Source organism: Streptomyces sp. cmx-18-6 (assembly GCF_046548915.1).
Lineage (GTDB): Bacteria > Actinomycetota > Actinomycetes > Streptomycetales > Streptomycetaceae > Streptomyces.
Genome location: NZ_JAEBEP010000001.1, coordinates 452,255 through 478,273, shown reverse-complemented (window position 1 = coordinate 478,273; position 26,019 = coordinate 452,255). Strand labels below are relative to the sequence as shown.

Here is a 26,019-nt window from a genome sequence, read left to right as displayed (position 1 = left end):
GGGCCGTCGTACGCGCCCCCGTTTCTCTGCCGGGCGTCGACTTGACCTCAACCGAACTTGAGGCTGAATGCTCAACGCCATGGACACCACATCTGGACCTGCCTCCGCGCCCACGACGTCCCCCGCCCCTCTCAAGGTCGCCGTCATCCTCGGCAGCAATCGGGAAGGCCGCTTCGGCCCGATCGTCGTCGACTGGTTCCTCAAGCGGGCGGCCCGCTACGAGGGCATCGAGACCGACCTCGTCGACGTCGCGACCGCCGACCTCCCCGTTGCCCTCTCCTTCAGCCCCGCCCCCGACGACGCGGCCCGCGTCGAGGCGGTCTCGGCGCGGCTGGCCGCGGCCGACGCTTTCGTCGTCGTCACGCCCGAGTACAACCACTCCTTCCCCGCCCCGCTGAAGAACCTCATCGACTGGCACCGGGCCGAGTGGCAGGCCAAACCCGTCGCCTTCGTCAGTTACGGCGGCAGGTCCGGCGGGCTGCGGGCCGTCGAGCAGCTGCGCCAGGTCTTCGCCGAACTGCACACCGTCTCCGTCCGCGACGCCGTCTCCTTCCACAACGCCGGCGTCCTCTTCGACGACGCGGGCGACCACCGCGACCCGGCGGAGGCCGACGCCGCGGCCAAGGAACTCCTGGACCAGCTGGTGTGGTGGGGCAACGCCCTGCGCAACGCCCGAAACGCGCATCCGTACGGCGCCTGACCTTCTCCGGGCCGACAATCGGTGCAGGGCAGGGGCCCGCCGTCCGGGCGGGAGCCCGCCGTACTCGGAGGAGACCGACGATGACAGCGCCGCCGGCATGGCTGACCGTACTGACCACGACCGACAGCGAGGAGAAGGCCCACGAGCTGGCGCAGGGGGCGGTGGAGGCCCGGCTGGCGGCCTGTGCGCAGATCTCCGCCCCCGTCACCTCCGTCTACCGGTGGCAGAACGCCATCGAGAGCTCCCAGGAGTGGCAAGTGCTGTTCAAGACGGCGGCCGAGCGCTACGACGAGCTGGAGGAGTACCTCCAGGAGGCGCACGACTACGACACCCCGGAGATCATCGCCGTCCCCGTCGTCCGCGGCAGCGCCCGATACCTCGGGTGGGTCACGGCGGAGACGGCCCCCGCAGCCGCCCTGTGACGGCGGCCATGAGCACCCCGGACCCCGGGCCCCCGCCCACGGGCGAGCTGCCGTTCTTCGTGTACGGGACGCTGCTGCCCGGCGAACCCAACCACGACCTGTTCCTCCGGGGCCGTACGTCGGGGGAGCGGGCGGCCGTCCTGCCCCGGGCCCTCCTCTACGACGGCCCCGGCTACCCGTACGCCATCGACGGCCACGGCCGCGTCCACGGCACCCTGCTCACCGCCGCGCCCGGGGTGTACGGGGAACTGCTCGGGCTCCTGGACCACCTGGAGGAGTACCTCGGGCCCGGCCACCCACGCAACCTGTACGAGCGGGTCGTCCGCGAGGTCGAGCTGCCGGGGGAGAGGACGCCCGGAGAGAAGGAAGCGGAGGAAGCGAAGGAAGCGAAGGAAGCGAAGGAAGCGAAGGAAGCGCTGGAACCAGGGGAAGGGCCCGTCCGCGCCTGGGTCTACCTCGCCGCGGCCGCCGTCACCCGTTCCCTGCGGACCAGCGGCAGCGTCATCGCCGAGGGCCGGTGGGTCACCGGACGGCCTCCAGGCGGACCGCGCACGCCTTGAACTCCGGCATCCGCGACACCGGGTCGAGCGCCGGGTTGGTCAGCGTGTTGGCCCGGCCCTCACCCGGCCAGTGGAACGGCATGAACACGGTGTCCGCCCGGATCGCCCCGGTGATCCGGGCCGGCGCCACCGCCCGCCCGCGCCGGGACACCACCGCGACGAGCTCGCCCTCCGCCACCCCGATCCGTGCCGCGAGGCGCGGGTGCAGCTCCACGAAGGGGCCGGGGGCCGCCGTGTTCAGCTCGTCGACCCGGCGGGTCTGGGCCCCCGACTGGTACTGCGCCACCACCCGCCCGGTCGTCAGCACCACCGGATACTCCCGGTCCGTCTCCTCGGCCGCCGCCCGGTGCACCACGGGCACGAAGGCGGCCCGCCCGTCCTCCGTCGCGAACCGGTCCAGGAAGAGCCGGGGCGTGCCCGGATGGTCCGCGTCCGGGCAGGGCCAGAACACCCCGTCCTCGGCCGCGATCCGCTCGTAGGTGATGCCCGCGTAGTCGGCCGCACCGCCCGCCGAGGCCCGCCGCAACTCGTCGAAGACCTCCGCGGGGTCGGCGGGAAACCCCTTGCCGTGACCCAGCAGCCCCGCGAGCCCGTGCAGCACCTCCAGATCGCTGCGCACCCCCTCGGGCGGGTCGAGCGCCCGCCGCCGCAGCAGCACCCGGCCCTCCAGGTTGGTCGTGGTCCCGCTCTCCTCCGCCCACTGGGTCACCGGCAGCACCACGTCCGCCAGCTCCGCCGTCTCGGAGAGGACGACGTCCGCCACCGCCAGGAAGTCCAGCGACGCCAGCCGCCGTTCCACGTGCGAGGCGTGCGGGGCGGAGACCACCGGGTTCGAGCCCATCACCAGCAGCGCCCGCACGTCCTGGCCGAGCGCGTCCAGCAGCTCGTACGCGCTGCGCCCCGGCCCCGGCAGGCTGTCGGGGTCCACGCCCCACACCCCCGCGACATGGCGGCGGGCGGCCGGGTCGGTCAGCTTGCGGTAGCCGGGCAGCTGGTCCGCCTTCTGGCCGTGCTCCCGGCCGCCCTGCCCGTTGCCCTGCCCGGTCAGACACCCGTACCCGGAGAACGGGCGGCCCGCCCGGCCCGTGGCCAGGCAGAAGTTGATCCACGCCCCCACGGTGTCGGTCCCCTTGGCCTGCTGCTCGGGCCCCCGGGCGGTCAGCACCATCCCGCTCTCCGCCCCGCAGAACAGCTCCACCGCCTCGCGCAGCCGCGCCACCGGCACCCCGCAGATCCCCTCCACCAGCTCCGGCCAGTGCGCCATCGCCCCGGCCCGCGCCGCCTCCCAGCCCCGGGTGCGGGCGCGCACGAACTCCTCGTCCACCCGCCCCTGTGCCACCACCAGGTGCAACAGGCCGAGCGCCAGGGCCAGATCGGTGCCGGGACGGGGGGCCAGATGCAGGTCCGCCTGCTCGGCGGTGCGGGTGCGGCGCGGGTCGACGACGATCAACCGGCCCCCGTTCTCCCGCAGCTCGGTCAGATACCGCAGCGCGGGCGGCATCGTCTCGGCGAGGTTCGACCCGACCAGGATCACGCACCCGGAGCGCGGAATGTCCTCCAGCGGGAACGGCATGCCCCGGTCGAGCCCGAACGCCCGCTGATGGGCCGCCGCCGCCGACGACATGCAGAAGCGGCCGTTGTAGTCGATCTGCGAGGTCCCGAGCACCACCCGGGCGAACTTCCCGAGCGCGTACGCCTTCTCGTTGGTCAGCCCGCCCCCGCCGAACACCCCCACCGCGTCCGCGCCGTGCGCCGCCCGCACCCCGCCGAGCCCCTCGGCGATCCGCCCCAGCGCCTCGTCCCAGCCCGCCTCCTCCAACGGGCCGCCGGGCCGCCTGCGTACCAGCGGGGAGGCCGGCCGGACCCCGGCGCGCAGCACGGCGGGCGCGGTCCGGCCCTTGCCGCACAACGCGCCCCGGTTGACGGGGAATCCGGTGCGCTCCACCACCTCGGCCACCTCCGGACCGGCGACCGGGCGCAGGGTCATCCCGCACTGGAGGGCGCAGTACGGGCAGTGGGTGGGCGTATCGGTACCGGTGGTCATGCGGCCCAGCCTGCGAGAGCGGTATTACGGGGACGGGGGCACCCGGTTACGCCACCGAAACGCCCGCCTCAGCCGCCCGCCCGGGACACTGTGAGATCCGGGCGCACGGCTTCCGGCGCACGGCTTCCGGCGCAGGGCCTCCGGCGCAGGGCTTCCGGCACAGGGCCTCCGGCGCACGGCTTCCGGCGCACGGCCTCCGCCCTCCGGCGCACGCCCCCGCCCCCCAACCCCCGGCCCCTCGGCTCACCGTGCCGCCGAGGCCAGCGCCTCCGTCACCCCCGCTTCCTCGGGCCCCAGGAAGTGCGGGTCGGGCCGGAGCACGGCGTCCAGGGCCGCCTTGCCCGACGCGGCGAGCTCGCGGGCCCCGCCGTAGTACCAGGTCGAGTCGCGCGGCTCGTCGACCCCGACTCCGTACGCGTCGATCCCGGCGGACCGGCACAGCGTGACCGCGCGGTGGATGTGGAAGCCCTGGCTGACCAGCACCGCGCGGTCGACCCCGAATATCCTCTTGGCCCGCACACAGGAGTCCCAGGAGTCGAACCCGGCGTAGTCGCTGACGATCCGGCCGTCCGGCACTCCGCGCTCGGTGAGGTACGTGCGCATCGCGTCCGGCTCGTCGTACTCCACCCGGCTGTTGTCCCCGGTGACCAGGACGACCTTCACCTTCCCGGTCCGGTACAGCTCGGCCGCCGCGTCCAGGCGGTGGGCCAGGTACGGGGTCGGCCTGCCGTTCCACAGCCCGGCGCCGAACACCACGGCGACCTCGCGGGCCGGGGCGTCGGCCGTGGTCCCCACCCGGGAGTCCGCGCCCACGCGCATCCAGGTCGCGGGCAGCAGCGCCAGCACGCAGAGGGCCATCAGACCCTGCACGGCGAGCCGTCGGGCCCGGCGGGAGCGCGGCAGCCGGGGCGCGGAGAGCCGGGGCAGCCGCAACCACGGTCTGCGTCTCCTCGCGCCGGCCTCCGAGGCATCCGACGCCTCGGACACCACCGGCGTCCCCGACGCCCGCCCCACCCCTCGCATCCCTCGCATCCCTCGCACGGGAGCCCCCCTCGCTGTTCGTTCTGTCGTTCGGTCCCATCTGACCTGACGAACGAAACGCCCGAAAGGTTCGCTGACCGGGCAGAACGGGTGCGGGCCCCCGGCCTCCGCACACCGCCCGCCCCGGCCCCGTGAGACGGCGGAAAACCTCCGTGACCCTCACGCAACGGCCCGGCAACCTCCGCCCGGCACCATCGGTCCATGCACCGCACCCGGCCCCCCGCCGTCGCAGGCGGCCCACCCTCCCCGTACGACCCCGCCACCGCGCCCGACCCCGTCCCGCGCACCCCGCCCACCCTGCTCGCCGTCGCCCACGGCAGCCGCGACCCGCAGGCCCTGCGGACCGTCCTCGCGCTCCTGGACCGGGTCCGCGACCTGCGCCCCGGCCTCGACGTCCGCCTCGGGCACATCGAGCTGAACCCGCCGCTGCTCCCGGACACCCTGGACGGTCTGCGCGGGGCCGACGCCGTGCTCGTGCCGCTGCTCCTGGGGCGCGGCCACCACGTCAAGCACGACCTGCCCGCCGCGGCGGCGGCCGCCCCTTCCGTACGCACCCGGATCGCCGCACCCCTCGGGCCGCACCCGCTGCTGGTGGAGGCGCTGTACGGGCGGCTCGTGGAGGCGGGCTGGGGGCCGGCCGACCAGGGGAGCCGCAGCGCGGCCGTGGTGCTCGCGGCCGCCGGGTCCCGCGACCCCGACTCGGCCCAGGACACCCGGCGCACGGCCCGGATGCTCGCCGAGCGCCTCGGCGGGGCGGCCGTGATCCCCGCGTACGCCTCCGCCGCCACCCCCACCGTCCCCGCCGCGCTGCGCGCGCTGGCCGCCCGGGGCCGCCACCGTACGTTCGTCGCCTCCTACTTCACCGCGCCCGGCCGCTTCGCGAGCGCCGCGGCGGCGGCCGCACCGCGCACCGCCGCCGTTCCGCTCGGCGCGCACCCCGCGATGGCCCGGCTCCTGCTCCACCGCTACGACCAGGCACTGTCGGCGACCGCACCCGCGGACGCCGTGAGGTTGCTCGCTTCCGCCTGACGACCGGGCCCGCTCACGACATGTTTGTCGGTCCCGGTCGCTACTGTCGGAACCATGGACGGCACACAGGGCGTACGCGGGGCAGATCAGACACACGACACACACGGCGCACACGACACGTACAGCACGCACAGCACGCACGGTGAGCGGGGCACAGGCAGCAGCTACGGGCCGGGCGACACCGAGCGCTTCGACACCGAGGAGGACAAGCGCCCCGGCCGCACCGCCTTCCAGCGCGACCGGGCCCGGGTGCTGCACTCCGCCGCGCTGCGCAGGCTCGCCGGGAAGACCCAGGTGGTGACGCCCGGCACCCGTTCGCTCGTCTGGGACGCCAGCCCCCGCACCCGGCTCACCCACTCCCTGGAGTGCGCGCAGGTCGGCCGCGAGCTCGGCGCGGTCCTCGGCTGCGACCCGGACCTGGTGGAGACGGCGTGCCTGGCCCACGACATGGGGCATCCGCCGTTCGGCCACAACGGCGAGCAGGCGCTCAACGACTTCGCGTCCGACTGCGGCGGCTTCGAGGGCAACGCCCAGTCGCTGCGGCTGCTGACCCGCCTGGAGCCGAAGCGGTTCGTCCGCGACCCGCGCACCGGCGAGCTGGTCAGCGTCGGCCTCAACCTGACCCGGGCCGCCCTGGACGCCGCCACCAAGTACCCCTGGCCGCGCGGCGCGCACCCCACCGACCCGCACTCGGTGAAGTTCGGGGTGTACGCCGACGACCTGCCGGTCTTCGCCTGGGCGCGCAAGGGCGCGCCCGAGGACCGCACCTGCTTCGAGGCCCAGGTGATGGACTGGTCCGACGACGTGGCGTACTCCGTGCACGACTTCGAGGACGGGCTGCACGCCGGACACATCGACCCCAACTGCCTCTACGCCGAGCCGGAGCGCCAGGCGATCTGGGCCGTCGCCATCGGCCGGTACGTCCCCGCCGACACCGACCCGCAGGAGCTGGCGGAGGCGCTGGACCGGCTGATCGACCAGGAGTGGTGGCCGCACGGCTACGACGGCTCCGCCGTGGCCCAGGCCCGCCTGAAGGACGCCACCAGCCAGCTCATCGGCCGGTTCTGCACCGAGGCCGAGATCGCCACCCGCGAGGTGTACGGTCCCGGCCGCCTCACCCGGTACGGGGCGGAGCTCGTCGTCCCGCGCACGGTCCGCAACGAGTGCGCGGTCCTCAAGGCGGTCGCCGACCGCTACGTGATGCAGCGCGCCGAGCAGGAGACCCTCCGCGCCGACCAGCGCGTCGTCATCGCCGAACTGGCCGCCGCGCTCACCGCCCGCGCCCCCGAGGGCCTGGAACCGCACTTCCGGGCGCTGTTCGACCAGGCGGACGACGACCACACCCGTAAGCGCGTCCTGATCGACCAGATCGCCGCCCTGACCGACGCCTCCGCACGATCCCTGCACGCCGCGCTCACCGCCCGCCGTGGCTGAGGGGCAGACTGGAGAGGACCGGAGAAATGACCACTGGGTGTGACCTCCGTGGGGCACACCCTCTTTCGCCATCACGCTGCGTGCGGGACGCTCGCAGCCGGGGGCGCCGCGCAGCACAGCACTGAGGAGGCATCAAGTGGTCGACGCACATCGGACGTTCGTCATCGTCGGAGCGGGACTCGCAGGGGCGAAGGCGGCCGAGACACTGCGCGCGGAAGGGTTCACCGGCCGGGTGATCCTCGTCGGGGACGAGCGGGACCACCCCTATGAACGGCCGCCGCTCTCCAAGGGCTACCTGGGCGGCAAGGAGGAACGCGACAGCGTCTTCGTGCACGAGCCCCACTGGTACGCGGGCGCCGACGTCGAGCTGCACCTCGGGCAGCCCGTCACGGCGCTCGACCGGTACGCGAAGACCGTGCAGCTCGGCGACAACACCGTCATCCACTACGACAAGCTGCTCCTGGCCACCGGCTCCGAACCGCGCCGCCTCGACGTCCCCGGCACCGACCTGGTGGGCGTCCACCACCTGCGCCGCCTCGCCCACGCCGACCGGCTGCGCAACGTGCTGGCCGCCCTCGGCCGCGACAACGGCCACCTGGTGATCGCCGGAGGCGGCTGGATCGGCCTGGAGGTCGCCGCCGCCGCCCGGGGATACGGGGCCGAGGTCACCGTCGTCGAGCCGGAGGCCACCCCGCTGCACCAGGTCATCGGCCCGGAGCTCGGCCAGATCTTCACCGAACTGCACAGCTCGCACGGCGTCCGCTTCCACTTCGGGGCCCGCCTCACCGAGATCGTCGGCCAGGACGGCATGGTGCTGGCCGCCCGCACCGACGACGGCGAGGAGCACCCCGCCCACGACGTGCTGGCCGCGATCGGCGCGGCCCCGCGCTCCGCGCTGGCCGAGGCCGCGGGCCTGGAGACGGCCGAGCGGGCGCACGGCGGCGGCATCGCCGTGGACGCCTCGCTGCGCACCTCCGACCCGCACATCTACGCCGCCGGGGACGTCGCCGCCGTCGCCCACCCGCTGCTCGGCGCCCGGCTGCGGGTCGAGCACTGGGCCAACGCGCTGAACAGCGGACCGGCCGCCGCCCGCGCGATGCTCGGCCAGGACGTGACGTACGACCGGGTGCCGTACTTCTTCTCCGACCAGTACGACCTGGGCCTGGAGTACTCCGGCTGGGCCCCGCCCGGCAGCTACGACGAGGTGATCATCCGGGGCGACGCGGGGAAGCGGGAGTTCATCGCGTTCTGGCTCAAGGACCGCCGGGTCCTGGCCGGGATGAACGTCAACGTGTGGGACGTCACGGAGACCATCCAGGAGATCGTCCGGGCCCGCCAGCAGCACGACCCGGACGCCCTCGCCGACCCGTCGGCGCCGCTGGACTCCCTGCTCTGACGCCCTCTCCGGGGGCGCGGGACCGCTGCTCGCGCCCCCGGAGAGCGTGCTCCGCGGCGACAAGGACGCCCTCTTAAGATCGCAGGTCGAGGAAAGTAAGAATTCTCCTTGCTCCAACTTGCGATTTTACTTTAGAGTTGACGCATCGTCATTCGGCGATCCTAGGGAGGGGCCGATCCATGACCACCGTGATCGAGCAGGACGAGACCGAATCCCCGCAGTTCTCCACCTGGCAGGAGCTCGACGAAGCCGTGCGCGACAACGGCGGCGTTCTTCGTGTCGCCATGTGGGCGCTGCGGGACATCAGCGGCTATCAGCGACTGAAGGTCCGGGTCCTGGAGTACATCCAGAGCGAGCTGGCGAACGTCGGGCTCGCGCAGCTGCCCCCGGAGCTGCCCGGCGATCAGAACAAGTACGTCGTCCTGTACAAGGCGGGCTCCCACGCGGCGGCGGTCATCGACGCCGTCCGCACCGGCACGAGCACCGAGGCCGCCGAGGCGGCCCTGCGCCGTCTGAACACGTCCGACGCCGCGCACACCGGCAACAGGGACAAGGCCAAGCTCTCCGAGGTGGCGGACAGGGTCGACGAGCTGGAGGACCTGCTGGAGGGGTTCCGGTCCGCTCTCGCCGACACCCGGTAGCCCCTCCCGGACATCGCTCGGCGATCATCGGCGGACCGCCGGCCGACCCCGCGACGATCCCCGGAATCCGTTCGTCAGGATGACGGGGATCCCGGCTCACCGCCGCGCGACTCCCACCCCCTCCAGCTCGGCCAGCCGGGCCAGGACGCGCCGGGGGAGCTCCGTGGCGGTGAGCCGGAACGGGCTCCAGCGGTCCTTCGAGTCGGGCTTCATCGACGCCGAGAACCGGAAGAGCCCCCTGCTGTTGGGCTCGGTCACCATCTCGCCGAACGCACCGCTCGGTATCAGCCAAGCCGTCATGATCGCCCCCGGCTCGACGTCCACGGCGACGAACAGCATGTCCAGGTCGGTGCGCGGCTGGAACGTCTGCGACCGCACGAAGGCCATCAGCCTGCCCTGCTGGAACTGCGTTCCCGTGGACATACGGGCCTTCACCTGCACGGCCAGCGTCGCGGAGCTTCCGCGCCGGTGGAATACGAGGTCCACCCCCTCGTCGTCCACGAGTGAGGTGGAGACGTTCAGCTCACCGCCCGTGGCGAGGATGCAGGAGGCAGCTACCAGGTACTCCGCCGCCTTCCCCATGCGTCCGGCGGCCGGGCTCTTGTCCACATAGTCCGCGTCATCGCTCATGGCGGGAATCTACCGAGCGCACCGCCCGCCGCACCGGCTTTCCGCCGGCCGCTCCCGGCCTCCTGAGCCCGGGGGCGGAGCCGGTTGTCCGAGTCCACCCGTAGACTTCACCCGTGGCAGGCAGGATCAATGACGACGACGTGAAAGCGGTCCGGGACGCGGTCCCGATCGACTCCGTCGTGTCCGAATACCTCCAGCTGCGCAACGCGGGCGGCGGAAACCTCAAGGGTCTCTGCCCCTTCCACGACGAGAAGTCCCCCTCCTTCCAGGTCAGTCCCGCCAAGGGCCTGTTCCACTGCTTCGGCTGCCAGGAGGGCGGCGACACCATCGCGTTCGTGATGAAGATCGACCACCTCTCCTTCTCGGAGACGGTCGAGCGCCTCGCCGCCAAGGCGGGCATCACCCTGCGGTACGAGGAGGGCGGCTACAACCCCTCCCACCAGCGCGGCGAGCGCATCCGGCTGATCGAGGCCCACCAGGCCGCCGCCGAGTTCTACGTACGCGCGCTGGAGAGCCCCGAGGCCGAGATCGGCCGGAAGTTCCTCGCCGAGCGCGGCTTCGACCAGGACGCCGCGACCCACTTCCGCGTCGGCTACAGCCCGGCCGGCTGGGATCACCTCACCCGCTATCTGCGCGGCAAGGGCTTCAGCGACAAGGAGCTGATCACCTCCGGCCTCTCCCAGGACGGCCGGCGCGGCCCCATCGACCGCTTCCGCGGCCGGCTGATGTGGCCGATCAGCGACACCGCGGGCGAGATCGTCGGCTTCGGCGCGCGCAAGCTGCGCGACGACGACAACGGCCCGAAGTACCTGAACACCCCCGAGACCCCCGTCTACAAGAAGTCCCAGGTGCTGTACGGCATCGACCTGGCCAAGAAGGACATCGCCAAGGCCAGCCGCGCCGTCGTCGTCGAGGGCTACACCGACGTCATGGCCTGCCACCTCGCCGGGGTCACCACCGCCATCGCCACCTGCGGCACCGCCTTCGGCAACGACCACATCAAGATCCTGCGCCGCCTCCTCATGGACAACGGCAGCGCCCGCGTGATCTTCACCTTCGACGGCGACTCGGCCGGTCAGAAGGCGGCCCTGCGCGCCTTCGAGGACGACCAGAAGTTCGCCGCCGAGACCTACATCGCCATCGCCCCGGACGGCATGGACCCCTGCGACCTGCGCCTGGCCAAGGGCGACGACTCCGTCCGCGACCTGGTCGAGCCGCGCACCCCGCTCTTCGAGTTCGCGCTGCGCCAGATCGTCGGCCGCTACGACCTGGAGACCCCGGCCGGCCGCGCGGCCGCGCTCGACGAGGCCGCCGCCGTCGTCGCCAAGATCAAGACCAGCAGCGTGCAGCGCGAGGTGGCCGTCCAGCTCGCCGGGCTCGTCGGCATCCTCGACCAAGAGTTCGTCGTCCGCCGCGTCGCCCAGCTCGCCCGCTGGGCCCGGGACAAGGGCGGCGACGGACGCGGCGGCCGGGGACCGGGCGGACCGCCGCCCCAGGACCGGCGCGGCGGCGCACCCCAGCAGGCCGTCCGGGCCCCCACCGCCCCCTCCGGCCCCGCGCTCCACCTCCGCAGCCCCGCCCACCGCACGGAGCGCGAGCTGCTCAAGCTGGCCCTCCAGAAGCCCGCCCTGGTCTCCCCGGCCTTCGACGCGTACGGCGTGGACGAGTTCACCGCCCCGCCCTACGCGGCCGTGCGCCAGTGCATCGCGGAGGCGGGCGGCGCCGAGCGCGGCCTCGGCGACGACCGCGAGTATCTGGTCGCAGTGATGGACGCGGCCCCCGACAACACCGTGCGCTCCCTCGTCACCGAGCTCGCCGTCGAGGTCTTCATCGGCAAGACGATCGACGAGGCGTACGCGGGCGAGCACCTGGTCAAGGTCCGGCTGCGCGCCGTCGACCGCCGGATCAACGACGTACAGGGCAGCCTCGCCCGCCTCGGCAGCCATGTCGCGCCCGACGATCTGGCCGCCGCGCAGAACGAGGTCTGGGTGCTCCAGCAGTACGCGCAGCTGCTCCAGGCCAAGGGCGCCGACGCGCTCTGAGCGCCGCGCCCACCGAGCCCTGAGCCCCGCGCCCACCGAGCTCCGGGGGCCCGCCCACCGAGCCGGGAGCAGTAATCGGCCGGTGACCGACCGGAACCAGAAAGTCCCCGCACGCCCCTCGTGGCAACCCTGTGCCGTGCCCCACACTGGGGCTGCCAGAGTCATCGGAGCGCGACCGGTCGACAGGACACCCCCTAGGACGACACGGCCCGGCGCGGACCTCCATCCCGTCATCCGGCAGCGATCACCTGGAGGTCGCCCCCGTGCAGACCCGGACCGTGACGACCACGACCGAGCACATGTCGGCGACCGAGCGCATGCCGACGAGCGAGCACATATCGGCGATCCCCGTGCAGAACCGGGCCGTCCACCACCCGGAGGGCCGGCCGGAAAACCCCCCGGAGACCGCGGCGGCCCGCCCGCCCGCGAGCGCACCCGAGGCAGTCCCGAGCGCACCCGAGGCAGTCATGGAGGAAGCGGAGCACGTCCCCGAACCCCGCGAGGCGCGCAGCCGGGCGGACAACGGCGGCCCCACCTCCGACCTCTTCCGGCAGTATCTGCGGGAGATCGGCCGCATCCCGCTGCTCACCGCCGCCGAGGAGGTCGAGCTGGCCCGCCGCGTCGAGGCCGGGCTCTTCGCGGAGGAGCGCCTCGCGAACACCCCGGACCTGGACTCCCGGCTCGCCGGCGACCTGGACCGGCTGGTGGTCATGGGCCGCACCGCCAAGCGCCGGCTCATCGAGGCCAACCTCCGCCTGGTCGTCTCCGTCGCCAAGCGGTACGTGGGGCGCGGGCTGACCATGCTCGACCTGGTCCAGGAGGGGAACCTCGGGCTGATCCGGGCGGTGGAGAAGTTCGACTACGCCCGGGGCTACAAGTTCTCCACGTACGCGACCTGGTGGATCCGCCAGGCCATGTCCCGCGCCCTGGCCGACCAGGCCCGCACCATCCGCGTCCCGGTCCACGTCGTGGAGCTGATCAACCGCGTGGTCCGCGTCCAGCGCCGGATGCTCCAGGAGCGGGGGTACGAGCCGACCGCCGAGGAGGTCGCCGGCCAGCTCGACCTGACCCCGGAGCGGGTCACCGAAGTCCTGCGCCTGGCCCAGGAGCCCGTCTCCCTCCACGCCCCCGTGGGCGAGGAGGACGACGTCTCCTTCGGCGACCTCATCGAGGACGGCGACGCCGCCTCACCGGTCGAGTCCGCCGCCTTCCTGCTGCTGCGCCAGCACCTGGAAGCGGTGCTCTCCACGCTCGGGGAGCGCGAACGCAAGGTCGTACAACTGCGGTACGGCCTGGACGACGGGCGGCCCCGCACCCTGGAGGAGATCGGCCGGATCTTCGGCGTGACGCGCGAGCGCATCCGCCAGATCGAGTCCAAGACCCTCAGCAGGCTGCGGGACCACGCCTTCGCCGACCAACTCCGCGGCTACCTCGACTGATCCGCCGAGACCGACCGGCCGAGGCGGCCGGCGCCGCGCCCGACAGCCGACGCCCCGGCCTCAGTCCACCTCCGCCAGCGCCTGGGCGAACTGGGCCGCGTACAACCGGGCATACGCGCCCCCGGCCGCCAACAGCTCCTCATGCGTGCCCTGTTCGACGATCGAACCGCTCTCCATGACCAGGATCACGTCCGCGTCCCGGATCGTGGAGAGCCGGTGCGCGATCACGAACGACGTACGCCCATGGGCCAGGCGCGCCATCGCCTTCTGGATCAGCACCTCGGTCCGCGTGTCCACCGAGCTGGTCGCCTCGTCCAGGACCAGGATCACCGGATCGGAGAGGAACGCCCGTGCGATGGTGATGAGTTGCTTCTCGCCCGCGCTGACCCCGGAGCCCTCGTCGTCGATCACCGAGTCGTACCCGTCGGGCAGCGTCCGGATGAACCGGTCCGCGTGCGCCGCCCGTGCCGCCTCCTCGATCTCTTCCCGGGTGACCTCGCGCGCAGCGCCGTACGCGATGTTCTCCGCGATGGAACCGCCGAACAGCCAGGTGTCCTGGAGCACCATGCCGATCCGCGACCGCAGATCGTCCCGGCTCATCCGCGCCACGTCGACCCCGTCGAGCGCGATCCGCCCGCCGGTCACCTCGTAGAACCGCATCAAGAGGTTGACCAGCGTCGTCTTGCCCGCGCCGGTCGGGCCGACGATCGCGACCGTCTGCCCCGGCTCCACGCTCAGCGACAGCTCCTCGATCAGCGGCTTCTCCGCCTCGTACCGGAACGACACCTTCTCCAGCGACACCCGCCCCAGCAGCTCCTTCGGAAGCTCACCGCGCTCCGGGTCCGGCCCCTGCTCCTCGGCGTCCAGCAGTTCGAAGACCCGCTCGGCCGACGCGATCCCGGACTGCACCAGGTTCGCCATCGAGGCCACCTGCGTCAGCGGCATCGAGAACTGCCGGGAGTACTGGATGAACGCCTGTACGTCACCGATCGACAGGGTGCCCGAAGCGACCCGCAACCCGCCGACGACGGCCACCAGCACGTAGTTGATGTTGGAGATGAAGAACATCAGCGGCTGCATGAGCCCGCTGGCGAACTGCGCCTTGAACCCGGCCTCGTACAGCGCGTCGTTCTGCTCGGCGAAGTCCCGCGCGGACTCCTCCTGCCGCCCGAAGACCTTCACCAGGGTGTGCCCGGTGTACATCTCCTCGATATGGGCGTTGAGCTTCCCCGTCACCCGCCACTGCCGCACGAACTGCGGCTGCGAACGCTTGCCGACCTGCGTCGCCACGACCACCGACAGCGGGATCGTCACCAGCGCGACCAGGGCCAGCAGCGGCGAGATCCAGACCATCATGATCAGCACGCCGATGATGGTCAGCAGGGAGTTGATGAGCTGCCCCATCGTCTGCTGGAGCGTCTGCGAGATGTTGTCGATGTCATTGGTCGCCCGGCTCAGCACCTCACCGCGCTTGGCCCGGTCGAAGTACGACAGCGGCAGCCGCGCCAGCTTCGTCTGGAGGTCCTCCCGCAGCTGGAAGACGATCCGGTTGATCACCCGGATCGACAGCCGCGTCGCCGCCAGCATCAGCAGCCCGGCCCCGAGGTAGATCACCAGCGCCAGCAGCAGGACGCCGCCCACCGCGCCGAAGTCGATGCCCTCGCCCGGGGTGAAGTCCACCCCCGAGAGCATGTCGGCCATCGAGCCGTCGCCCTCCTGGCGCAGCCTCTCGATCGCCTCCGCCTTCGTGGCGCCGTCCGGCATCCGCCGGCCGACCACCCCCGCGAAGATCAGGTCGGTCGCCCTGCCGAGGATCTTCGGCCCGGCCACCGCCAGCCCCACGCTGACCGTCACCGTGCCCAGCATCAGATACAGCGACGCCTTCTCCCGGCCGAACCGCTTCAGCAGCCGCTTGCCGGACCCCTTGAAGTCCATCGACCGCTCGGTGGGCGCGCCCCCGGCCATCATCCGTCCGCCCGGACCGGCCATTACGCGGCCTCCGCTTCCGTCAGCTGGGAGAGCACGATCTCCCGGTACGTTTCATTGCCGTCCATCAGCTCGTGATGGGTGCCGCTGCCCACGACCCGCCCCTCGTCCAGCACCAGGATCCGGTCCGCGTCGCGGATGGTGGAGACCCGCTGCGCCACGATCACCACGGTCGCCCCGGCGGTCTCGCGGGCCAGCGCCGCCCGCAGCGCGGCGTCCGTCGCGTAGTCGAGCGCCGAGAACGAGTCGTCGAAGAGGTAGATCTCCGGCCGCTGCACCAGCGTCCGGGCGATGGCGAGCCGCTGCCGCTGACCGCCCGACACATTGGTGCCGCCCTGCGAGACCGGCGCGTCGAGCCCGTGCTCGAGGCCCTCCACGAACCCCTTGGCCTGCGCCACCTCCAGCGCGTGCCACAGCTCATCGTCGCTCGCGTCGGGATTCCCGTACCGCAGGTTCGTCGCGACCGTCCCCGAGAAGAGGTACGGCCTCTGCGGCACCAGGCTCACCGTCTTCGCCAGCAGCACCGGATCGAGCGTCCGCACGTCCTCGCCGTCGACCAGCACCTCGCCGTCCGTCACATCGAACAGCCGGGGTACGAGACCGAGCAGCGTGGACTTCCCGCTGCCGGTCGACCCGATGATCGCGGTGGTCTCCCCGGGGCGGGCCACCAGATCGACCGCCCGCAGCACCGGCTCCTCGGCGCCCGGGTAGCGGAACTCCGCACCGCGCACCTCCAGATGCCCGTGCCGCCGCAGCTCGGTGACGGGGGAGACGGGCGGCACGACACTCGACTCGGTGCCGAGCACCTCCTCGATACGCTCGGCGCACACCTCGGCGCGCGGCACCATCATGAACATGAAGGTGGCCATCATCACCGCCATCACGATCTGCATCAGATAGGCGAGGAACGCGGTCAGCGCCCCGATCTGCATCCCGCCGCCGTCGATCCGGTGCGCGCCGAACCACACCACCGCGACGGACGACAGGTTGACCACCGTCATCACGGTCGGGAACATCAGCGCCATCAGCCGCCCGGTCGCCACCGAGACGTCGGTGAGCTCGGTGTTGGCGCCCCGGAACCGCTTCTCCTCGTACCCGTCGCGGACGAAGGCCCGGATCACCCGGTTGCCGGTGATCTGCTCGCGCAGCACCCGGTTCACCGTGTCCAGCCGCTCCTGCATCGTCCGGAACAGCGGCCGCATCCTCTTCACGATCAGGACCACCGACGTGCCGAGCACCGGCACCACCGCCAGCAGCACCGCCGACAGCGGGACGTCCTGCCCGAGCGCCATGACGATGCCGCCGACGCACATGATCGGGGCCGACACCATCAGCGTGAACGACATCAGCACCAGCATCTGGACCTGCTGGACGTCGTTGGTGGTCCGGGTGATCAGCGACGGCGCCCCGAACCGCCCGAGCTCCCGCGCCGAGAACGACTGCACCCGGTCGAAGACGGCCGCCCGCACGTCCCGCCCGAGCGCGGACGCGGTCCGGGCCCCGTAGAAGACGGCCCCCACGTTGCAGAGGACCTGCACCACGCTGACGGCGATCATGAGACCGCCGAACTCCAGGATGTAGCCGGTATCGCCCTTCACGACACCGTTGTCAATGATGTCCGCATTGAGGCTGGGCAGATACAGGCTGGCGCAGGTCTGGAGCAGCTGGAGGAGGACCACCAGCGCGATGGGTTTCTTGTACGGGCCCAGGTGGGCCCGCAGGAGTTTTATGAGCACGCGTATCTCTCGGAGTCGGCGTAGGGCAGAGGCCGACCCAGTTTCGCGTACGCCGTACTCCGAGGGCGAACCGTTTTCACCAAACTCAGGTCAAGGCTGGAGGACCGGTCCGGGCGGGCACGCGGGGAGGGGCGTACGCCGGAGACACCCCGGGGTCACTCCGCCTGCCGGCCCCGCGCGCCCCGCATCCGAGGGGTGGCCCCGGGTGCGTGCCGGACACCTCCAACCGGCTACTCCGCCTGCCGGCCCCCGTCGAAGGCCCCGGGGTGGATCTGATCCCGGGTCGCCGCGTACTGCTGCCGCACCGCCCCGCCGACCGGCAGCTCGTCGCCCGGCTCCAGCACCTGGGCGGCCGCGCCCTGCCAGGCCGGGGGAGTGCGCGGGTCGAGCGCGCCCTGCGACACCCCGAGGGCCCACGCCGCCTGCCGGGCCGCGCCGATCGCCGCGTACTGGGCGGGCTGCGGTACGACGACCTGGGTGCCGAACACCGCCGGGGCCAGCGCCTGCACGGCCGGCAGCTCGGCGGCGGCCCCCAGCAGGAAGACCCGCCGCACCTCCACGCCCCGCCCGCGCAGTACGTCGAGGGCGTCGGCCAGCGAGCACAGCATCCCCTCGAACGCGGCCCGGGCCAGGTGCTCCGGCTTCATCGACTCGCGCCGCAGCCCGCTCAGGGTCCCCGCGGTGTGCGGCAACTGCGGGGTGCGCTCGCCCTCCAGGTACGGCAGCAGCACCAGCCCGGACGCACCCGGCGTGGACTTCAGCGCCAGGGCCGACAGCTCCTCCAGCCCGTCCACGCCGAGCATCTCGGCGGTGCCGCGCAGGGCCCGTACGGCATTGGAGGTGTGCACCACCGGAAGGTGCATCCCGGTGGCGTCGGCGAACGAGGTGATCATCCCGCTCGGGTCGGCCAGCGCCTCGTGGTGCACGGCCATCACGGACCCGGAGGCCCCCAGCGACACCACCGCGTCGCCCACCGCGACCCCGAGCCCGAAGGCCGCGGCCATGATCTCGCCGGTCCCCGCGGAGATGAGCAGCCCCTCGGGCGTGGTCCCGGCGGAGTCGGCGGGACCGAGCACCTCGGGCAGCGCGGCGGAATGCCCGAGCGCGAGCTCCACCAGATCGGGCCGGTAGGCGGCGGACCCGGCCGACCAGTATCCGGTGCCCGAGGCCGCGCCCCGGTCCGTGGTCCGCCGGGCGGGCCGGCCCAGCAACTGCCACACGAGCCAGTCGTGCGGCTGCATGACGGCGGCGACCTGCTGGGCGTTCTCCGGCTCGGTCCGCGCCAGCCAGCGCAGCTTCGCCACGGGCTGCGCGGCCTGCGGCACGGCCCCGACCGCCTCGGCCCAGGACTGCCGCCCGCCCAGCGCGTCGACCAGATCGGCCGCGGCGACCTGCGCCCGCCGGTCGTTGCCGAGCAGGGCGGGACGCACCAGGTTGCCCTGCCGGTCCAGCGGCACCAGCCCGTGCTGCTGGGCGGAGACGCCGATGGCCTGCACCCCTTCGAGCAGCCCGCCGGAGGCCGCCTCACCGAGGGAGAGCAGCCAGACCTGCGGATCGACCTCGGACGCCTTGGCCTCGACCGGATGCGCGGCATACCCCTGCCGCAGCACGGCGCCGGTGTCCGTGTCGCAGACGACGATGTGAGTGAAGGCGGAAGAACTGTCCAGCCCCGCGACTATGCCCATACGCAGATTCTGCCGCACCGCGCGACTTTCCCGTAACCGCCGCCGCCCGCGGCCGACGCGCGTGGGGCCCCGCCACCGGGCACAGGGCTCGGGGACGGGGCCCCACGTCAGGCGTCGAACGCCAGGCGGTCGGACGCCGGATACGGATCAGTCAAGGATCAGTGAGGGGTCAGGTATTGGTGGTACCCCAGTCGTCCTCGCCGTTCTGGCTGCTGCGGTCCCGCAGCGACCGGACGCGCTCGGCCACGGAGGCGGGCACCTTGTCCCCCACCTTGTCGCTCACCGAGTGGTACGCCTTGCCGGCGATGTCCCGGCCGCTGTGCGCGGCGCTCTCGGCGGCATTGCGCACGGCGGGATTCTCCGTGAACTGCCGGGCCGACTTCTTCAACTGCTCGTAACGCTCGCGCCCGGATCGCGTGCCGAGCACGTAACCGAGGGCCACTCCGGCGATGAACGTGAGCCGGTACCGCATGGCTGCCACCCTTCCTACGCTTGGTGCGACGTGTGCAGCCCGCCTACCCGCGAGCACCCGAGATCACCCCGGGCGATACCGATTGGCGGAGCACCCCCCTGCTTGCGCTAATGTATGTGTCGCAGCGAACGCGCGCCGCCCGGCAGCCGCCAGGCAGGTACGATTTCGAAGCAAAGCAGCAATCCCCTGTAGCTCAATTGGCAGAGCAGCCGGCTGTTAACCGGCAGGTTACTGGTTCGAGTCCAGTCGGGGGAGCGCGATCCCCTGTAGCTCAATTGGCAGAGCATTCGGCTGTTAACCGGAGGGTTACTGGTTCGAGTCCAGTCGGGGGAGCCGAACGAAAGAGGGCCCTTCGGGGTCCTCTTTCGCGTGCCCGTCCGGGACCCCTCCGGGAGGCGCGGAGGACCCCGGAAGGACACTTTCGGGTCTCCTTGATTCCACCTGCAACCGGGCAGCACGCAGCGCCGTCCTCAAGATCAGGCGAAGTCGACCATCCGAAGCGAGAGATCGTATGACCGGCTATGCTGCGGCAGACGGTGCGCACACTTGTACGCGCCACGCCGAGACGGGGCGGTAGCTCAGCCGGTTAGAGCAGCGGACTCATAATCCGTCGGCCGTGGGTTCGAGTCCCACCCGCCCCACCACTGCGGTGACTGGCAGGAACGTTCCTACCAGCATCGAAGCGCCCCAACTGGTTGAGACCAGGGTGGGGCGCTTCGGCGTTTCAGGGTCTGCGTGAGCGGTGCGTGAGCGGCCGTGTCGGGAACCCCCGAACGGCGGGCGCAGGGAACGAGCGACTCGGCCTTCCTCCGGCCTTGCCCGCCGCGATCCGGTCGGATCTGAAAGTCCACTGCATCCCCTGAGCTGGGGTGTTGCAACGACCACTAGAACGGATGTTCGCAGTGGGGGCCTTTCGTCATGCCCGTGGTCAGTCGAGAGCGTCGATGGCCTTCACGATGAGGGCCCGCGCCGAAGGGCCGTACACCGCCGTCCGACGGAGTTCCTCGAACGCCTTCACGTACAGATCTACTTCGGAGGGCTGGGTGATGTTGACCTGGGCTGATAGCAGTTCGACCGAGACGAAGTCGTCGTCGTACACGTGAAAAATCTCCAGGGGCCACATACCCTGCTCTCTGCTGACGGACGAGGGGATGATCCCCAGGGAGACGGTCGGGAGGCCACCAACGCTCAGTAGGTGGCCAAGCTGCGCCGCCATGGCGTCCGCGTCTCCGACCCGGTAGTTGAGAGCGGCCTCCTCAATCAGGAAGACGAACACCCGCCCCGGTTCGCGGATGATGCGGGACCGCTCAACCCGGGCCGCTCCGGCCTCTGCACCGTCGTTGACCGGGATCCCCCGGAACTGGCCGATGGAGGAGAGCAGTGCGGAGGCGTACCCCTCAGCCTGGAGCAGGCCAGGGACCAGCGTCGGCGAGTAGACGCGGAACAGCTGGGTGGACCTGTAGAAGTCCACCCAGCTGTCCTGGAGTTGCTTGAGCCCGGCCCGCACTTGGTGCCGCCACTCCTGGTACATGGACTCCGCGTTGAGGGACTGGGTCATCAGGTCGGATGCCTGGTCCTCGGCGCCGCACGCTGCCGTCCACCGGGTGATGTCCGAGGCGGACGGTGCGGTGCGGGCGTTCTCGATGCGGGACGTCTTGGCGTGGTGCCAGCCGCACTCAGAGGCCAGCCGCACCACGGTGAGGCCGGCCCCTTTGCGCAAGTCACGCAGGCGGCGCGCAACGTTCTCACGCGCGACCTGAGCTGATGACGAAGGGGAGATGGGCACGGGCGGTATGTGTTCCTGTCAGGTGATCTTGTAGTGCTCGTGGGGTGTTGCTCGGTCCCACACGGCCCGGAAGGCATCGGCGCACAGCTTGGCTGCGGCCGGGTCGTCGGTGATCTCTTCACCGAGCGACGAGCCGTCCCCCGAGAAATGGTTCCAGTGAACCCACTGGTCGTCGAAGAGCCAGAAGTCGTTGCCAGGCAGGGCGATATCGGAGGCGCGACGGCGGGGCAGCCACCGCACCTGTTCGCCGGCGGCGACGTTCGTGAAGGTCCCGTCGTAGAGGAATCGGGTGTACTCGCTGACCGGCTCGGAGACGATGCGAGCCCGCTTGACGGACGCGCCACGCTGGGTGGTGTCCTGGATCAGGTCGAGCCAGGGGCGCCACCATGACTCGCGGTCTGCCGGATCGTGCCGGAAGCCGCCCCGCCACTGAGCGAACGGGCCTTCCTCGTAGTCGACGGCGTAGCTGTCTCGCATCTCCAGGTGGACTGCGGTGGTGCACCTGGAGATCAGGTCATCGAAGGTCGGCACGCTCGAGGGCATCGCACGCCTTCCTGATCATGTCGGCCATCCTGGCGGGGATGCGGATGACTGCCTCGTCGTCGGGGATGCCGACCGCGTGGCCGGGCACGGTGAAGGCCGCGCACTCGGCTTCGAGGGCTCGCCCCGGCTTCCAGCCCTGGAAGACCAGCTCCCTGTTCTCGGTGTCGACCCACACGGTGGGGCTCTGCTTGTCCCCCGTCTTGGGGTCGATCCCAATGAACTGTAGCGACATGCTGACCTCCGATATCGGGGTGTGCAGTTCTGTGCATCAGAGTTGATGCCTGGCTTCACCCTGGTCAAGGGGGCAATCCGGCCGATTACTCGTCAGGACGACGCCGTGCGCACAGTTCTGCACATGGGTGGTGTGCGTGCACGGGGCGTCCCTACAGTCAGCGGTATTCCTCACCGACTGCGACGGGGGGCCTACCCGTGATGACGATCAAGGTGTACGAGGTGAACCGCGACGGGGTCACCCGCGTGATCCGTCCGGAGGCCGCAGTGGTCCCCCTCGAACAGCCCGAGGCCACGCACCAGTTCCCCGCCTGCGAGTGCCCGGGGTGCACGGGTGCAGACCGGTGAAGGCCACCGCGTCGGCCGGGGGCACCGCCTACCGCACGCTCATCGGGCACACCGTGACCTGTGCAGCATGCCGCGCAGGTGTTTCCGGCCCGACAGCCGCACGCCTGGGCGGCACCTGGCGCAAGACCCGAAGGTGACCCGACCCCACAGACTCCCGCCCGGCTGCGCATTCCCTGGAAGGACCGCGGCCGGGCGGGCGATCCCCAACCGACAGAAGGAGATCACCATGAGCGTAGGCCAGTTACCCGTCGTCGCCCGAGGGCTCATCCCCGACGAGCGGTTCGCCAGCTGCCGGGGCACCGTCATGGACGCCAACCCCGACATGTCCCAGGAGATGGCCGGCCGGATCGTCGAGGAGGCGCTGAAGTTCGTGGCCGCCTGCTCCCGCAACCCCGGCGTCGGCCTCGCCCCGTCCAGGATCGTGGACGATGGGTGGCACGCCTTGCTCCTGCACACCGCGGTGTACGCCGAACTGTGCGAGGAGCTGGGCGAGAACTTTGTCCACCACTTCCCCGGATACGACCCGACGAACTACGACCCGGCCATCCTGGAGCGGACTCGGCAGGCCATCACCGACCTCGGGTACGTGCCGGACGTCGAGCTGTGGGGTGACCCGTCCGACGAGACCCTGGCGGCGGTCGCGGCGCAGTGCCAGCACGCCCCGGAGTGCACGATCCGGCCGATGCCGAAGCCGGAGTGGCCGTAGCCTTCCGGGCAGGAGGTGCCTCATGGCGAAGGAATGGACCGACCCGCGGTACGCGGACATGGTGGCCGCGTGGAAGGCCAGGCAGGAACCGGACTCACGTGACCCGGACGAGCCCCGGCCGGTACGGGGGTTCCTGATCCCCGCCGAGCCCGAGACGTAACGTGCCCAGATCGACCGCAGCCCCTGCCTCGCGCGGCAGGGGCTGCTCCTGTCACCATTGCCGTGCGCGACGGGGTGCGGGACAAGGGAGTCTGCGCAGGTCAGCCTACGTGCAGCCCATGGGATTGCGTGAGCGGTGCGTGAGCGGAGGCCCCGCAGGCTCTCCAGCGGAAACGTGAAACGGGGGTCGCCACTCCAAAGTGGCGGCCCCCGTTCATACGTTCAGACCATGATCCAGTGGACGCGCAGGGGACACGGGGACGGCTCAGTGGGCAGCACCGCCCTCAGCCGCCTTCTGTCGCCTGTTCGGAGTCCGGCGCGCGGTTCGTGCCACGGTGAAGCGCACGAGAGACACGGTGAAGCGCACGAGAGACTCGGTGAAGCCGCACGAGGGAGAAGTCCTTCCGCTGCTCCCCGTCAGTCCGCGGCGACGGCGCGCCGGACGGTTTCGCCACACCGACCTGCACGCGCCGGACGGTCATGACGGCGGGGCCCGGCGTCTTCTGGGGCCGGGCCCCGAGTTCACCGGTGTCGTCACCGAGACCGGGCCCCGGGTCCTGGTTCTCGCGCGCGGTGCGAGAGTCCGTGCCGTGAGCGTCGTACTACTGCTCGCGCGGCCCGTGCCGGTCTTCGTGCGGCGGCGCGTCACCGGGCGTTTCCGGTCGGTTCCCCTGCGTGGCGGACAGCACCCCGGGGATCCCGGCCGCGGCCAACGTCCATACCCGGCGCAGCTGTTCCAGTACGACCGCCTCCGGGTGGCCGGCGCGGGCGGCCGCCTCGACGCCCGACACCACGTACAGCACCAGGAGTTCGAGCCCCTCGTGGTCGAACTCCCCGGGCCGCTCCGCCCGGGCCCGGTCCAGGAGGTCCCGCAGGATCGGGAGCCAGGATCTCTGCCAGGGTACGAGCGTGGCGTCGGCACAGTCCCGGGACAGGCGGGCGGCCGCGCGTACGCAGACGTCGCACGCCAGCAGACGGGCGAGCGTCCGGGTCAGTTCGACCACCTGGGCGAGCGGGGGAGCGGTCGCCGTCCCCGTACCGCGGCGCAGCGCGATGCGGGTCTCCGAGGCGCCCGACATTCCCACGGCGTCGGCCAGGTCGTTCTTGGTGGGGAAGTGGAACGTGAGCGCGCCCAGGGTGACCCCGGCGGCCTTGCTGATCCGGGACAGCGCCGCCCCGGAGTATCCGTGACGGTCGAACTCGCCCGCCGCGGCCTGGATGAGCGTACGGCGCGTCTGCTCCGCCCGGCCCTGCCTCACCACTGAGCAGGCCCCCGAAGGGGCGGTACAGCAGGGGGTGTTGTGGCGGCCGGGGTGACGGGGTGGCTCGCCTTTCCGGGCGTCAGGTGAGCTCTGTACCACGGCGCGGCGCTCTCCAGACGGGCGAGCGGGCCCGGGCCTTCGGGGCAGCCGGCGAGCCGCCAGATCTCGTCGCTCCGGTACCAGTGATCGCGGGCCAGCAGCTCGAACTGCCGTTGCGTCACCCGTCCTTCGGCGTCACCGAACCGGCGCAGGCAGTCCTCCCAGGACCAGTCGTCCACGACGGCGGGAAGCACCCCGAGCGCCGCCAGCCGCACCATCAGATCGCGGTTGCGGACCGGGCGGGGGTCGCTCGCGTGGAAGACGCCGGGGAGCGCCCGGTGCGTGGTCGCCAGGGAGACGAGCAGGCGGGCCAGGTCCGACACGTCCACCACGGACAGCAGGGCGCGGCCGCCGTCCCAGTACGCGGGAACGCGCTCGGCCAGTTCGGCCAGGGCGGGGACGACCCAGCGGTCGCCGGATCCCAGGACGAGCCCGGGACGCAGCACGGTGCCGCCCGCGTCGATGACCGGGCTCTCGGCGGCGAGCCGGGTGCGGCTGGCCGCCGAGACGGGGGCGGGGGCGGTCTCGTTCACGGCGATGCCGTGGTGGGGGCCCGCGCCGTAGACGGCGGCGGTGGACAGGTGCAGGAGGCGTTCGACGCCGGCGCGCCGGGCCTCGTCGACGAGCGACCGGGTGCCGGTGAGGTTGACCGCCCGGCACTGGGCCTCGTCGCCCGTCACCCGCGCCGCGAGATGCATGAGGACGTCCACCCCGTCCAGCGCGCCGCGCAGCGAGGCGGGGTCTTCGAGGTCGACGGGCAGCCAGGAGACGCCGGGGACCTTTGCCCGTCCGGCGGGCGCGGTGCGCGTGAGCACCCGCACCGCGACGTCACGGCCGGGCCCGTCGCCGTCGCACAGCCGCCGCAGCACGGCCGAGCCGATGAAACCCGTCGCCCCGGTGAGGGCGATCACGCGAGCGCTCATGCGCTGTCCTGTCCGGTGGGTTGCGGGAGTCTGAGGTGGGCGATGACGTGCCCGGGTGCGAGCGCGGGCAGCAGACAGCGCCACATGCCGGCGATCCGGGCCGGCAGGTCGGCCCGGTTCGTCGACACCTGGGACATGATCTGCGTCCCGGTGTACGCGGCGACCAGCAACTGGGCGAAGGCCGCCTCGTCCACCCCGGGCAGCAGTTCTCCCCCGTCCCGCGCCACGAGCAGCTCCTCGCGGAAGCGCTCGGCCCACCACTCGTAGATCGCGTACTCCTCCAGGCCCGCCACCTCCTGCTCCACCGCGAGGCGCACCCCGGCGCGAAGCAGGGTGTTGTGCTGCATCTCCACAGCCAAGTACCCCGTCATGTCCAGGAGTTGCTGCAAATCGGTCCTGCCCTGCGGGAAGCGCAGGTCGACTGCCTGCTCCAGGATGACCGCACGCGCCAGGCCCTCCTTCGACTTGAAGTGGAAGTACACGGCGCCCGCCGTCAGGCCCGCGCGCTCCAGGATCCTGTTGATGCTCGCGCCGGCGTAGCCCGCTTCGTCGAACACCTCGGCCGCGGCCCGGAGCAGCACCTCGCGCGTGCGGATCGCCCGGACCTGCCTTGTCTGAGCCATGAGTCGTCCTCAACCTGATGAGCGGCATCCAAAAATAGAATGCTCTTCATCCTAAACGCCGGGCGGCGCTGCTCTCCACCTA

General features: G+C 71.8%; 24 protein-coding genes and 3 tRNA genes. 14 read left to right on the top strand and 13 right to left on the bottom strand.

The window, feature by feature from the left end; translation table 11 throughout:
• Positions 1 to 79 precede the first annotated feature (79 nt).
• From ACLJPL_RS02195 to ACLJPL_RS02185, 3 genes are all read left to right on the top strand, one after another.
• Complete coding sequence (locus ACLJPL_RS02195; protein ID WP_411078916.1) at positions 80 to 700, top strand: NADPH-dependent FMN reductase; 621 nt, start codon at positions 80 to 82, stop codon at positions 698 to 700.
• 80 nt (positions 701 to 780) lie between these two features.
• The gene (cutA, locus tag ACLJPL_RS02190; RefSeq protein WP_411078915.1) at positions 781 to 1,122 is read left to right on the top strand and encodes a divalent-cation tolerance protein CutA; all 342 of its coding nucleotides are present in this window, start codon (positions 781 to 783) and stop codon (positions 1,120 to 1,122) included.
• An 8-nt stretch (positions 1,123 to 1,130) separates the two neighbouring features.
• Complete coding sequence (locus ACLJPL_RS02185) at positions 1,131 to 1,682, top strand: gamma-glutamylcyclotransferase family protein (RefSeq protein WP_411078914.1); 552 nt, start codon at positions 1,131 to 1,133, stop codon at positions 1,680 to 1,682.
• Here the strand turns inward: ACLJPL_RS02185 and ACLJPL_RS02180 are convergent.
• Both ACLJPL_RS02180 and ACLJPL_RS02175 read right to left on the bottom strand, forming a co-directional pair.
• Positions 1,645 to 3,726, bottom strand: a complete 2,082-nt coding sequence (locus tag ACLJPL_RS02180) for a molybdopterin oxidoreductase family protein (protein ID WP_411078913.1) — start codon at positions 3,724 to 3,726, stop codon at positions 1,645 to 1,647. The two genes, ACLJPL_RS02185 and ACLJPL_RS02180, sit on opposite strands and share 38 nt — an antisense overlap.
• A 243-nt stretch (positions 3,727 to 3,969) precedes the next feature.
• Positions 3,970 to 4,749, bottom strand: a complete 780-nt coding sequence (locus ACLJPL_RS02175) for a vancomycin high temperature exclusion protein (RefSeq protein ID WP_411079443.1) — start codon at positions 4,747 to 4,749, stop codon at positions 3,970 to 3,972.
• 219 nt (positions 4,750 to 4,968) lie between these two features.
• On the opposite strand from ACLJPL_RS02175, the gene ACLJPL_RS02170 reads away from it, so the two are divergent.
• From ACLJPL_RS02170 to ACLJPL_RS02155, 4 genes are all read left to right on the top strand, one after another.
• A complete protein-coding gene (locus ACLJPL_RS02170) occupies positions 4,969 to 5,796 on the top strand; it encodes a sirohydrochlorin chelatase (protein WP_411078912.1) in 828 nt (275 codons plus the stop codon).
• A 54-nt stretch (positions 5,797 to 5,850) separates the two neighbouring features.
• Positions 5,851 to 7,230, top strand: coding sequence for a deoxyguanosinetriphosphate triphosphohydrolase (locus ACLJPL_RS02165; RefSeq protein ID WP_411078911.1), 1,380 nt, complete (start codon positions 5,851 to 5,853; stop codon positions 7,228 to 7,230).
• Positions 7,231 to 7,366: 136 nt separating this feature from the next.
• Complete coding sequence (locus ACLJPL_RS02160) at positions 7,367 to 8,626, top strand: NAD(P)/FAD-dependent oxidoreductase (RefSeq protein WP_411078910.1); 1,260 nt, start codon at positions 7,367 to 7,369, stop codon at positions 8,624 to 8,626.
• Positions 8,627 to 8,805: 179 nt separating this feature from the next.
• Entirely contained in the window at positions 8,806 to 9,267 is a 462-nt protein-coding gene (locus ACLJPL_RS02155) for a hypothetical protein (protein ID WP_411078909.1), read from the top strand.
• A 96-nt stretch (positions 9,268 to 9,363) separates the two neighbouring features.
• Here the strand turns inward: ACLJPL_RS02155 and ACLJPL_RS02150 are convergent, their stop codons facing one another.
• Positions 9,364 to 9,897: a hypothetical protein gene (locus ACLJPL_RS02150; RefSeq protein ID WP_411078908.1), complete on the bottom strand. Its 534-nt coding sequence runs from the start codon at positions 9,895 to 9,897 to the stop codon at positions 9,364 to 9,366.
• 113 nt (positions 9,898 to 10,010) lie between these two features.
• On the opposite strand from ACLJPL_RS02150, the gene dnaG reads away from it, so the two are divergent.
• The gene (gene dnaG, locus ACLJPL_RS02145) at positions 10,011 to 11,939 is read left to right on the top strand and encodes a DNA primase (RefSeq protein WP_411078907.1); all 1,929 of its coding nucleotides are present in this window, start codon (positions 10,011 to 10,013) and stop codon (positions 11,937 to 11,939) included.
• Between the two features lie 263 nt (positions 11,940 to 12,202).
• On the top strand, positions 12,203 to 13,378 hold the full coding sequence (locus ACLJPL_RS02140; RefSeq protein WP_411078906.1) for an RNA polymerase sigma factor: 1,176 nt from the start codon (positions 12,203 to 12,205) through the stop codon (positions 13,376 to 13,378).
• 60 nt (positions 13,379 to 13,438) lie between these two features.
• Here the strand turns inward: ACLJPL_RS02140 and ACLJPL_RS02135 are convergent, their stop codons facing one another.
• The 4 genes from ACLJPL_RS02135 to ACLJPL_RS02120 all read right to left on the bottom strand — a co-directional run bounded on the left by ACLJPL_RS02135 (position 13,439) and on the right by ACLJPL_RS02120 (position 19,257).
• Positions 13,439 to 15,367, bottom strand: coding sequence for an ABC transporter ATP-binding protein (locus ACLJPL_RS02135; protein WP_411078905.1), 1,929 nt, complete (start codon positions 15,365 to 15,367; stop codon positions 13,439 to 13,441).
• The gene (locus tag ACLJPL_RS02130) at positions 15,367 to 17,100 is read right to left on the bottom strand and encodes an ABC transporter ATP-binding protein (RefSeq protein WP_411078904.1); all 1,734 of its coding nucleotides are present in this window, start codon (positions 17,098 to 17,100) and stop codon (positions 15,367 to 15,369) included. The genes ACLJPL_RS02135 and ACLJPL_RS02130 overlap by 1 nt, the downstream gene beginning before the upstream one ends.
• A 230-nt stretch (positions 17,101 to 17,330) precedes the next feature.
• Complete coding sequence (locus tag ACLJPL_RS02125) at positions 17,331 to 18,785, bottom strand: FGGY family carbohydrate kinase (RefSeq protein WP_411078903.1); 1,455 nt, start codon at positions 18,783 to 18,785, stop codon at positions 17,331 to 17,333.
• Between the two features lie 169 nt (positions 18,786 to 18,954).
• Entirely contained in the window at positions 18,955 to 19,257 is a 303-nt protein-coding gene (locus ACLJPL_RS02120) for a YtxH domain-containing protein (protein WP_411079442.1), read from the bottom strand.
• Positions 19,258 to 19,439: 182 nt separating this feature from the next.
• Between ACLJPL_RS02120 and ACLJPL_RS02115 the strand changes: the two genes are divergently transcribed.
• From ACLJPL_RS02115 to ACLJPL_RS02105, 3 genes are all read left to right on the top strand, one after another.
• Positions 19,440 to 19,512, top strand: a tRNA-Asn gene (locus tag ACLJPL_RS02115).
• Positions 19,513 to 19,517: 5 nt separating this feature from the next.
• Positions 19,518 to 19,590, top strand: a tRNA-Asn gene (locus ACLJPL_RS02110).
• 234 nt (positions 19,591 to 19,824) lie between these two features.
• Positions 19,825 to 19,901 (top strand) — tRNA-Ile (locus tag ACLJPL_RS02105).
• Positions 19,902 to 20,185: 284 nt separating this feature from the next.
• Here the strand turns inward: ACLJPL_RS02105 and ACLJPL_RS02100 are convergent.
• From ACLJPL_RS02100 to ACLJPL_RS02090, 3 genes are read right to left on the bottom strand one after another with little or no spacing between them, the layout of a single operon-like run.
• A complete protein-coding gene (locus ACLJPL_RS02100; protein ID WP_411078902.1) occupies positions 20,186 to 21,043 on the bottom strand; it encodes a helix-turn-helix domain-containing protein in 858 nt (285 codons plus the stop codon).
• A gap of 18 nt (positions 21,044 to 21,061) precedes the next feature.
• Positions 21,062 to 21,586, bottom strand: a complete 525-nt coding sequence (locus tag ACLJPL_RS02095) for a DUF6879 family protein (protein WP_411078901.1) — start codon at positions 21,584 to 21,586, stop codon at positions 21,062 to 21,064.
• Complete coding sequence (locus ACLJPL_RS02090; protein WP_411078900.1) at positions 21,558 to 21,818, bottom strand: hypothetical protein; 261 nt, start codon at positions 21,816 to 21,818, stop codon at positions 21,558 to 21,560. The genes ACLJPL_RS02095 and ACLJPL_RS02090 overlap by 29 nt, the downstream gene beginning before the upstream one ends.
• Before the next feature lie 573 nt (positions 21,819 to 22,391).
• On the opposite strand from ACLJPL_RS02090, the gene ACLJPL_RS02085 reads away from it, so the two are divergent.
• Together ACLJPL_RS02085 and ACLJPL_RS02080 are read left to right on the top strand one after the other, a co-directional pair.
• Entirely contained in the window at positions 22,392 to 22,871 is a 480-nt protein-coding gene (locus tag ACLJPL_RS02085; RefSeq protein ID WP_411078899.1) for a glycine-rich domain-containing protein, read from the top strand.
• Positions 22,872 to 22,893: 22 nt separating this feature from the next.
• The gene (locus ACLJPL_RS02080) at positions 22,894 to 23,031 is read left to right on the top strand and encodes a hypothetical protein (RefSeq protein ID WP_411078898.1); all 138 of its coding nucleotides are present in this window, start codon (positions 22,894 to 22,896) and stop codon (positions 23,029 to 23,031) included.
• 601 nt (positions 23,032 to 23,632) lie between these two features.
• On the opposite strand, the gene ACLJPL_RS02075 is transcribed toward ACLJPL_RS02080, so the two are convergent.
• Genes ACLJPL_RS02075 through ACLJPL_RS02065 form a run of 3 tightly spaced genes read right to left on the bottom strand, consistent with a single transcriptional unit; the run spans position 23,633 to position 25,937 of the window.
• Positions 23,633 to 24,292, bottom strand: a complete 660-nt coding sequence (locus tag ACLJPL_RS02075) for a TetR family transcriptional regulator (protein WP_411078897.1) — start codon at positions 24,290 to 24,292, stop codon at positions 23,633 to 23,635.
• Positions 24,286 to 25,314, bottom strand: a complete 1,029-nt coding sequence (locus tag ACLJPL_RS02070; protein ID WP_411078896.1) for an NAD-dependent epimerase/dehydratase family protein — start codon at positions 25,312 to 25,314, stop codon at positions 24,286 to 24,288. The genes ACLJPL_RS02075 and ACLJPL_RS02070 overlap by 7 nt, the downstream gene beginning before the upstream one ends.
• Positions 25,311 to 25,937, bottom strand: a complete 627-nt coding sequence (locus ACLJPL_RS02065) for a ScbR family autoregulator-binding transcription factor (protein WP_411078895.1) — start codon at positions 25,935 to 25,937, stop codon at positions 25,311 to 25,313. Before ACLJPL_RS02065 ends, ACLJPL_RS02070 begins: the two co-directional genes overlap by 4 nt.
• Between the last annotated feature and the right edge of the window lie 82 nt (positions 25,938 to 26,019).

Bases quoted from the DNA above. Each gene is read 5' to 3' on its own strand.
- ACLJPL_RS02125 (WP_411078903.1), bottom strand. From the start codon at position 18,785: ATGGGCATAGTCGCGGGGCTGGACAGTTCTTCCGCCTTCACTCACATC.
- ACLJPL_RS02135 (WP_411078905.1), bottom strand. From the start codon at position 15,367: ATGGCCGGTCCGGGCGGACGGATGATGGCCGGGGGCGCGCCCACCGAG.
- ACLJPL_RS02090 (WP_411078900.1), bottom strand. From the start codon at position 21,818: ATGTCGCTACAGTTCATTGGGATCGACCCCAAGACGGGGGACAAGCAG.
- ACLJPL_RS02180 (WP_411078913.1), bottom strand. From the start codon at position 3,726: ATGACCACCGGTACCGATACGCCCACCCACTGCCCGTACTGCGCCCTC.
- ACLJPL_RS02195 (WP_411078916.1), top strand. From the start codon at position 80: ATGGACACCACATCTGGACCTGCCTCCGCGCCCACGACGTCCCCCGCC.
- ACLJPL_RS02065 (WP_411078895.1), bottom strand. From the start codon at position 25,937: ATGGCTCAGACAAGGCAGGTCCGGGCGATCCGCACGCGCGAGGTGCTG.
- ACLJPL_RS02080 (WP_411078898.1), top strand. From the start codon at position 22,894: ATGGCGAAGGAATGGACCGACCCGCGGTACGCGGACATGGTGGCCGCG.
- ACLJPL_RS02165 (WP_411078911.1), top strand. From the start codon at position 5,851: ATGGACGGCACACAGGGCGTACGCGGGGCAGATCAGACACACGACACA.
- ACLJPL_RS02170 (WP_411078912.1), top strand. From the start codon at position 4,969: ATGCACCGCACCCGGCCCCCCGCCGTCGCAGGCGGCCCACCCTCCCCG.
- ACLJPL_RS02120 (WP_411079442.1), bottom strand. From the start codon at position 19,257: ATGCGGTACCGGCTCACGTTCATCGCCGGAGTGGCCCTCGGTTACGTG.
- ACLJPL_RS02155 (WP_411078909.1), top strand. From the start codon at position 8,806: ATGACCACCGTGATCGAGCAGGACGAGACCGAATCCCCGCAGTTCTCC.
- ACLJPL_RS02185 (WP_411078914.1), top strand. From the start codon at position 1,131: ATGAGCACCCCGGACCCCGGGCCCCCGCCCACGGGCGAGCTGCCGTTC.
- cutA (WP_411078915.1), top strand. From the start codon at position 781: ATGACAGCGCCGCCGGCATGGCTGACCGTACTGACCACGACCGACAGC.
- ACLJPL_RS02095 (WP_411078901.1), bottom strand. From the start codon at position 21,586: ATGCCCTCGAGCGTGCCGACCTTCGATGACCTGATCTCCAGGTGCACC.
- ACLJPL_RS02175 (WP_411079443.1), bottom strand. From the start codon at position 4,749: ATGCGAGGGGTGGGGCGGGCGTCGGGGACGCCGGTGGTGTCCGAGGCG.
- ACLJPL_RS02150 (WP_411078908.1), bottom strand. From the start codon at position 9,897: ATGAGCGATGACGCGGACTATGTGGACAAGAGCCCGGCCGCCGGACGC.
- ACLJPL_RS02070 (WP_411078896.1), bottom strand. From the start codon at position 25,314: ATGAGCGCTCGCGTGATCGCCCTCACCGGGGCGACGGGTTTCATCGGC.
- ACLJPL_RS02085 (WP_411078899.1), top strand. From the start codon at position 22,392: ATGAGCGTAGGCCAGTTACCCGTCGTCGCCCGAGGGCTCATCCCCGAC.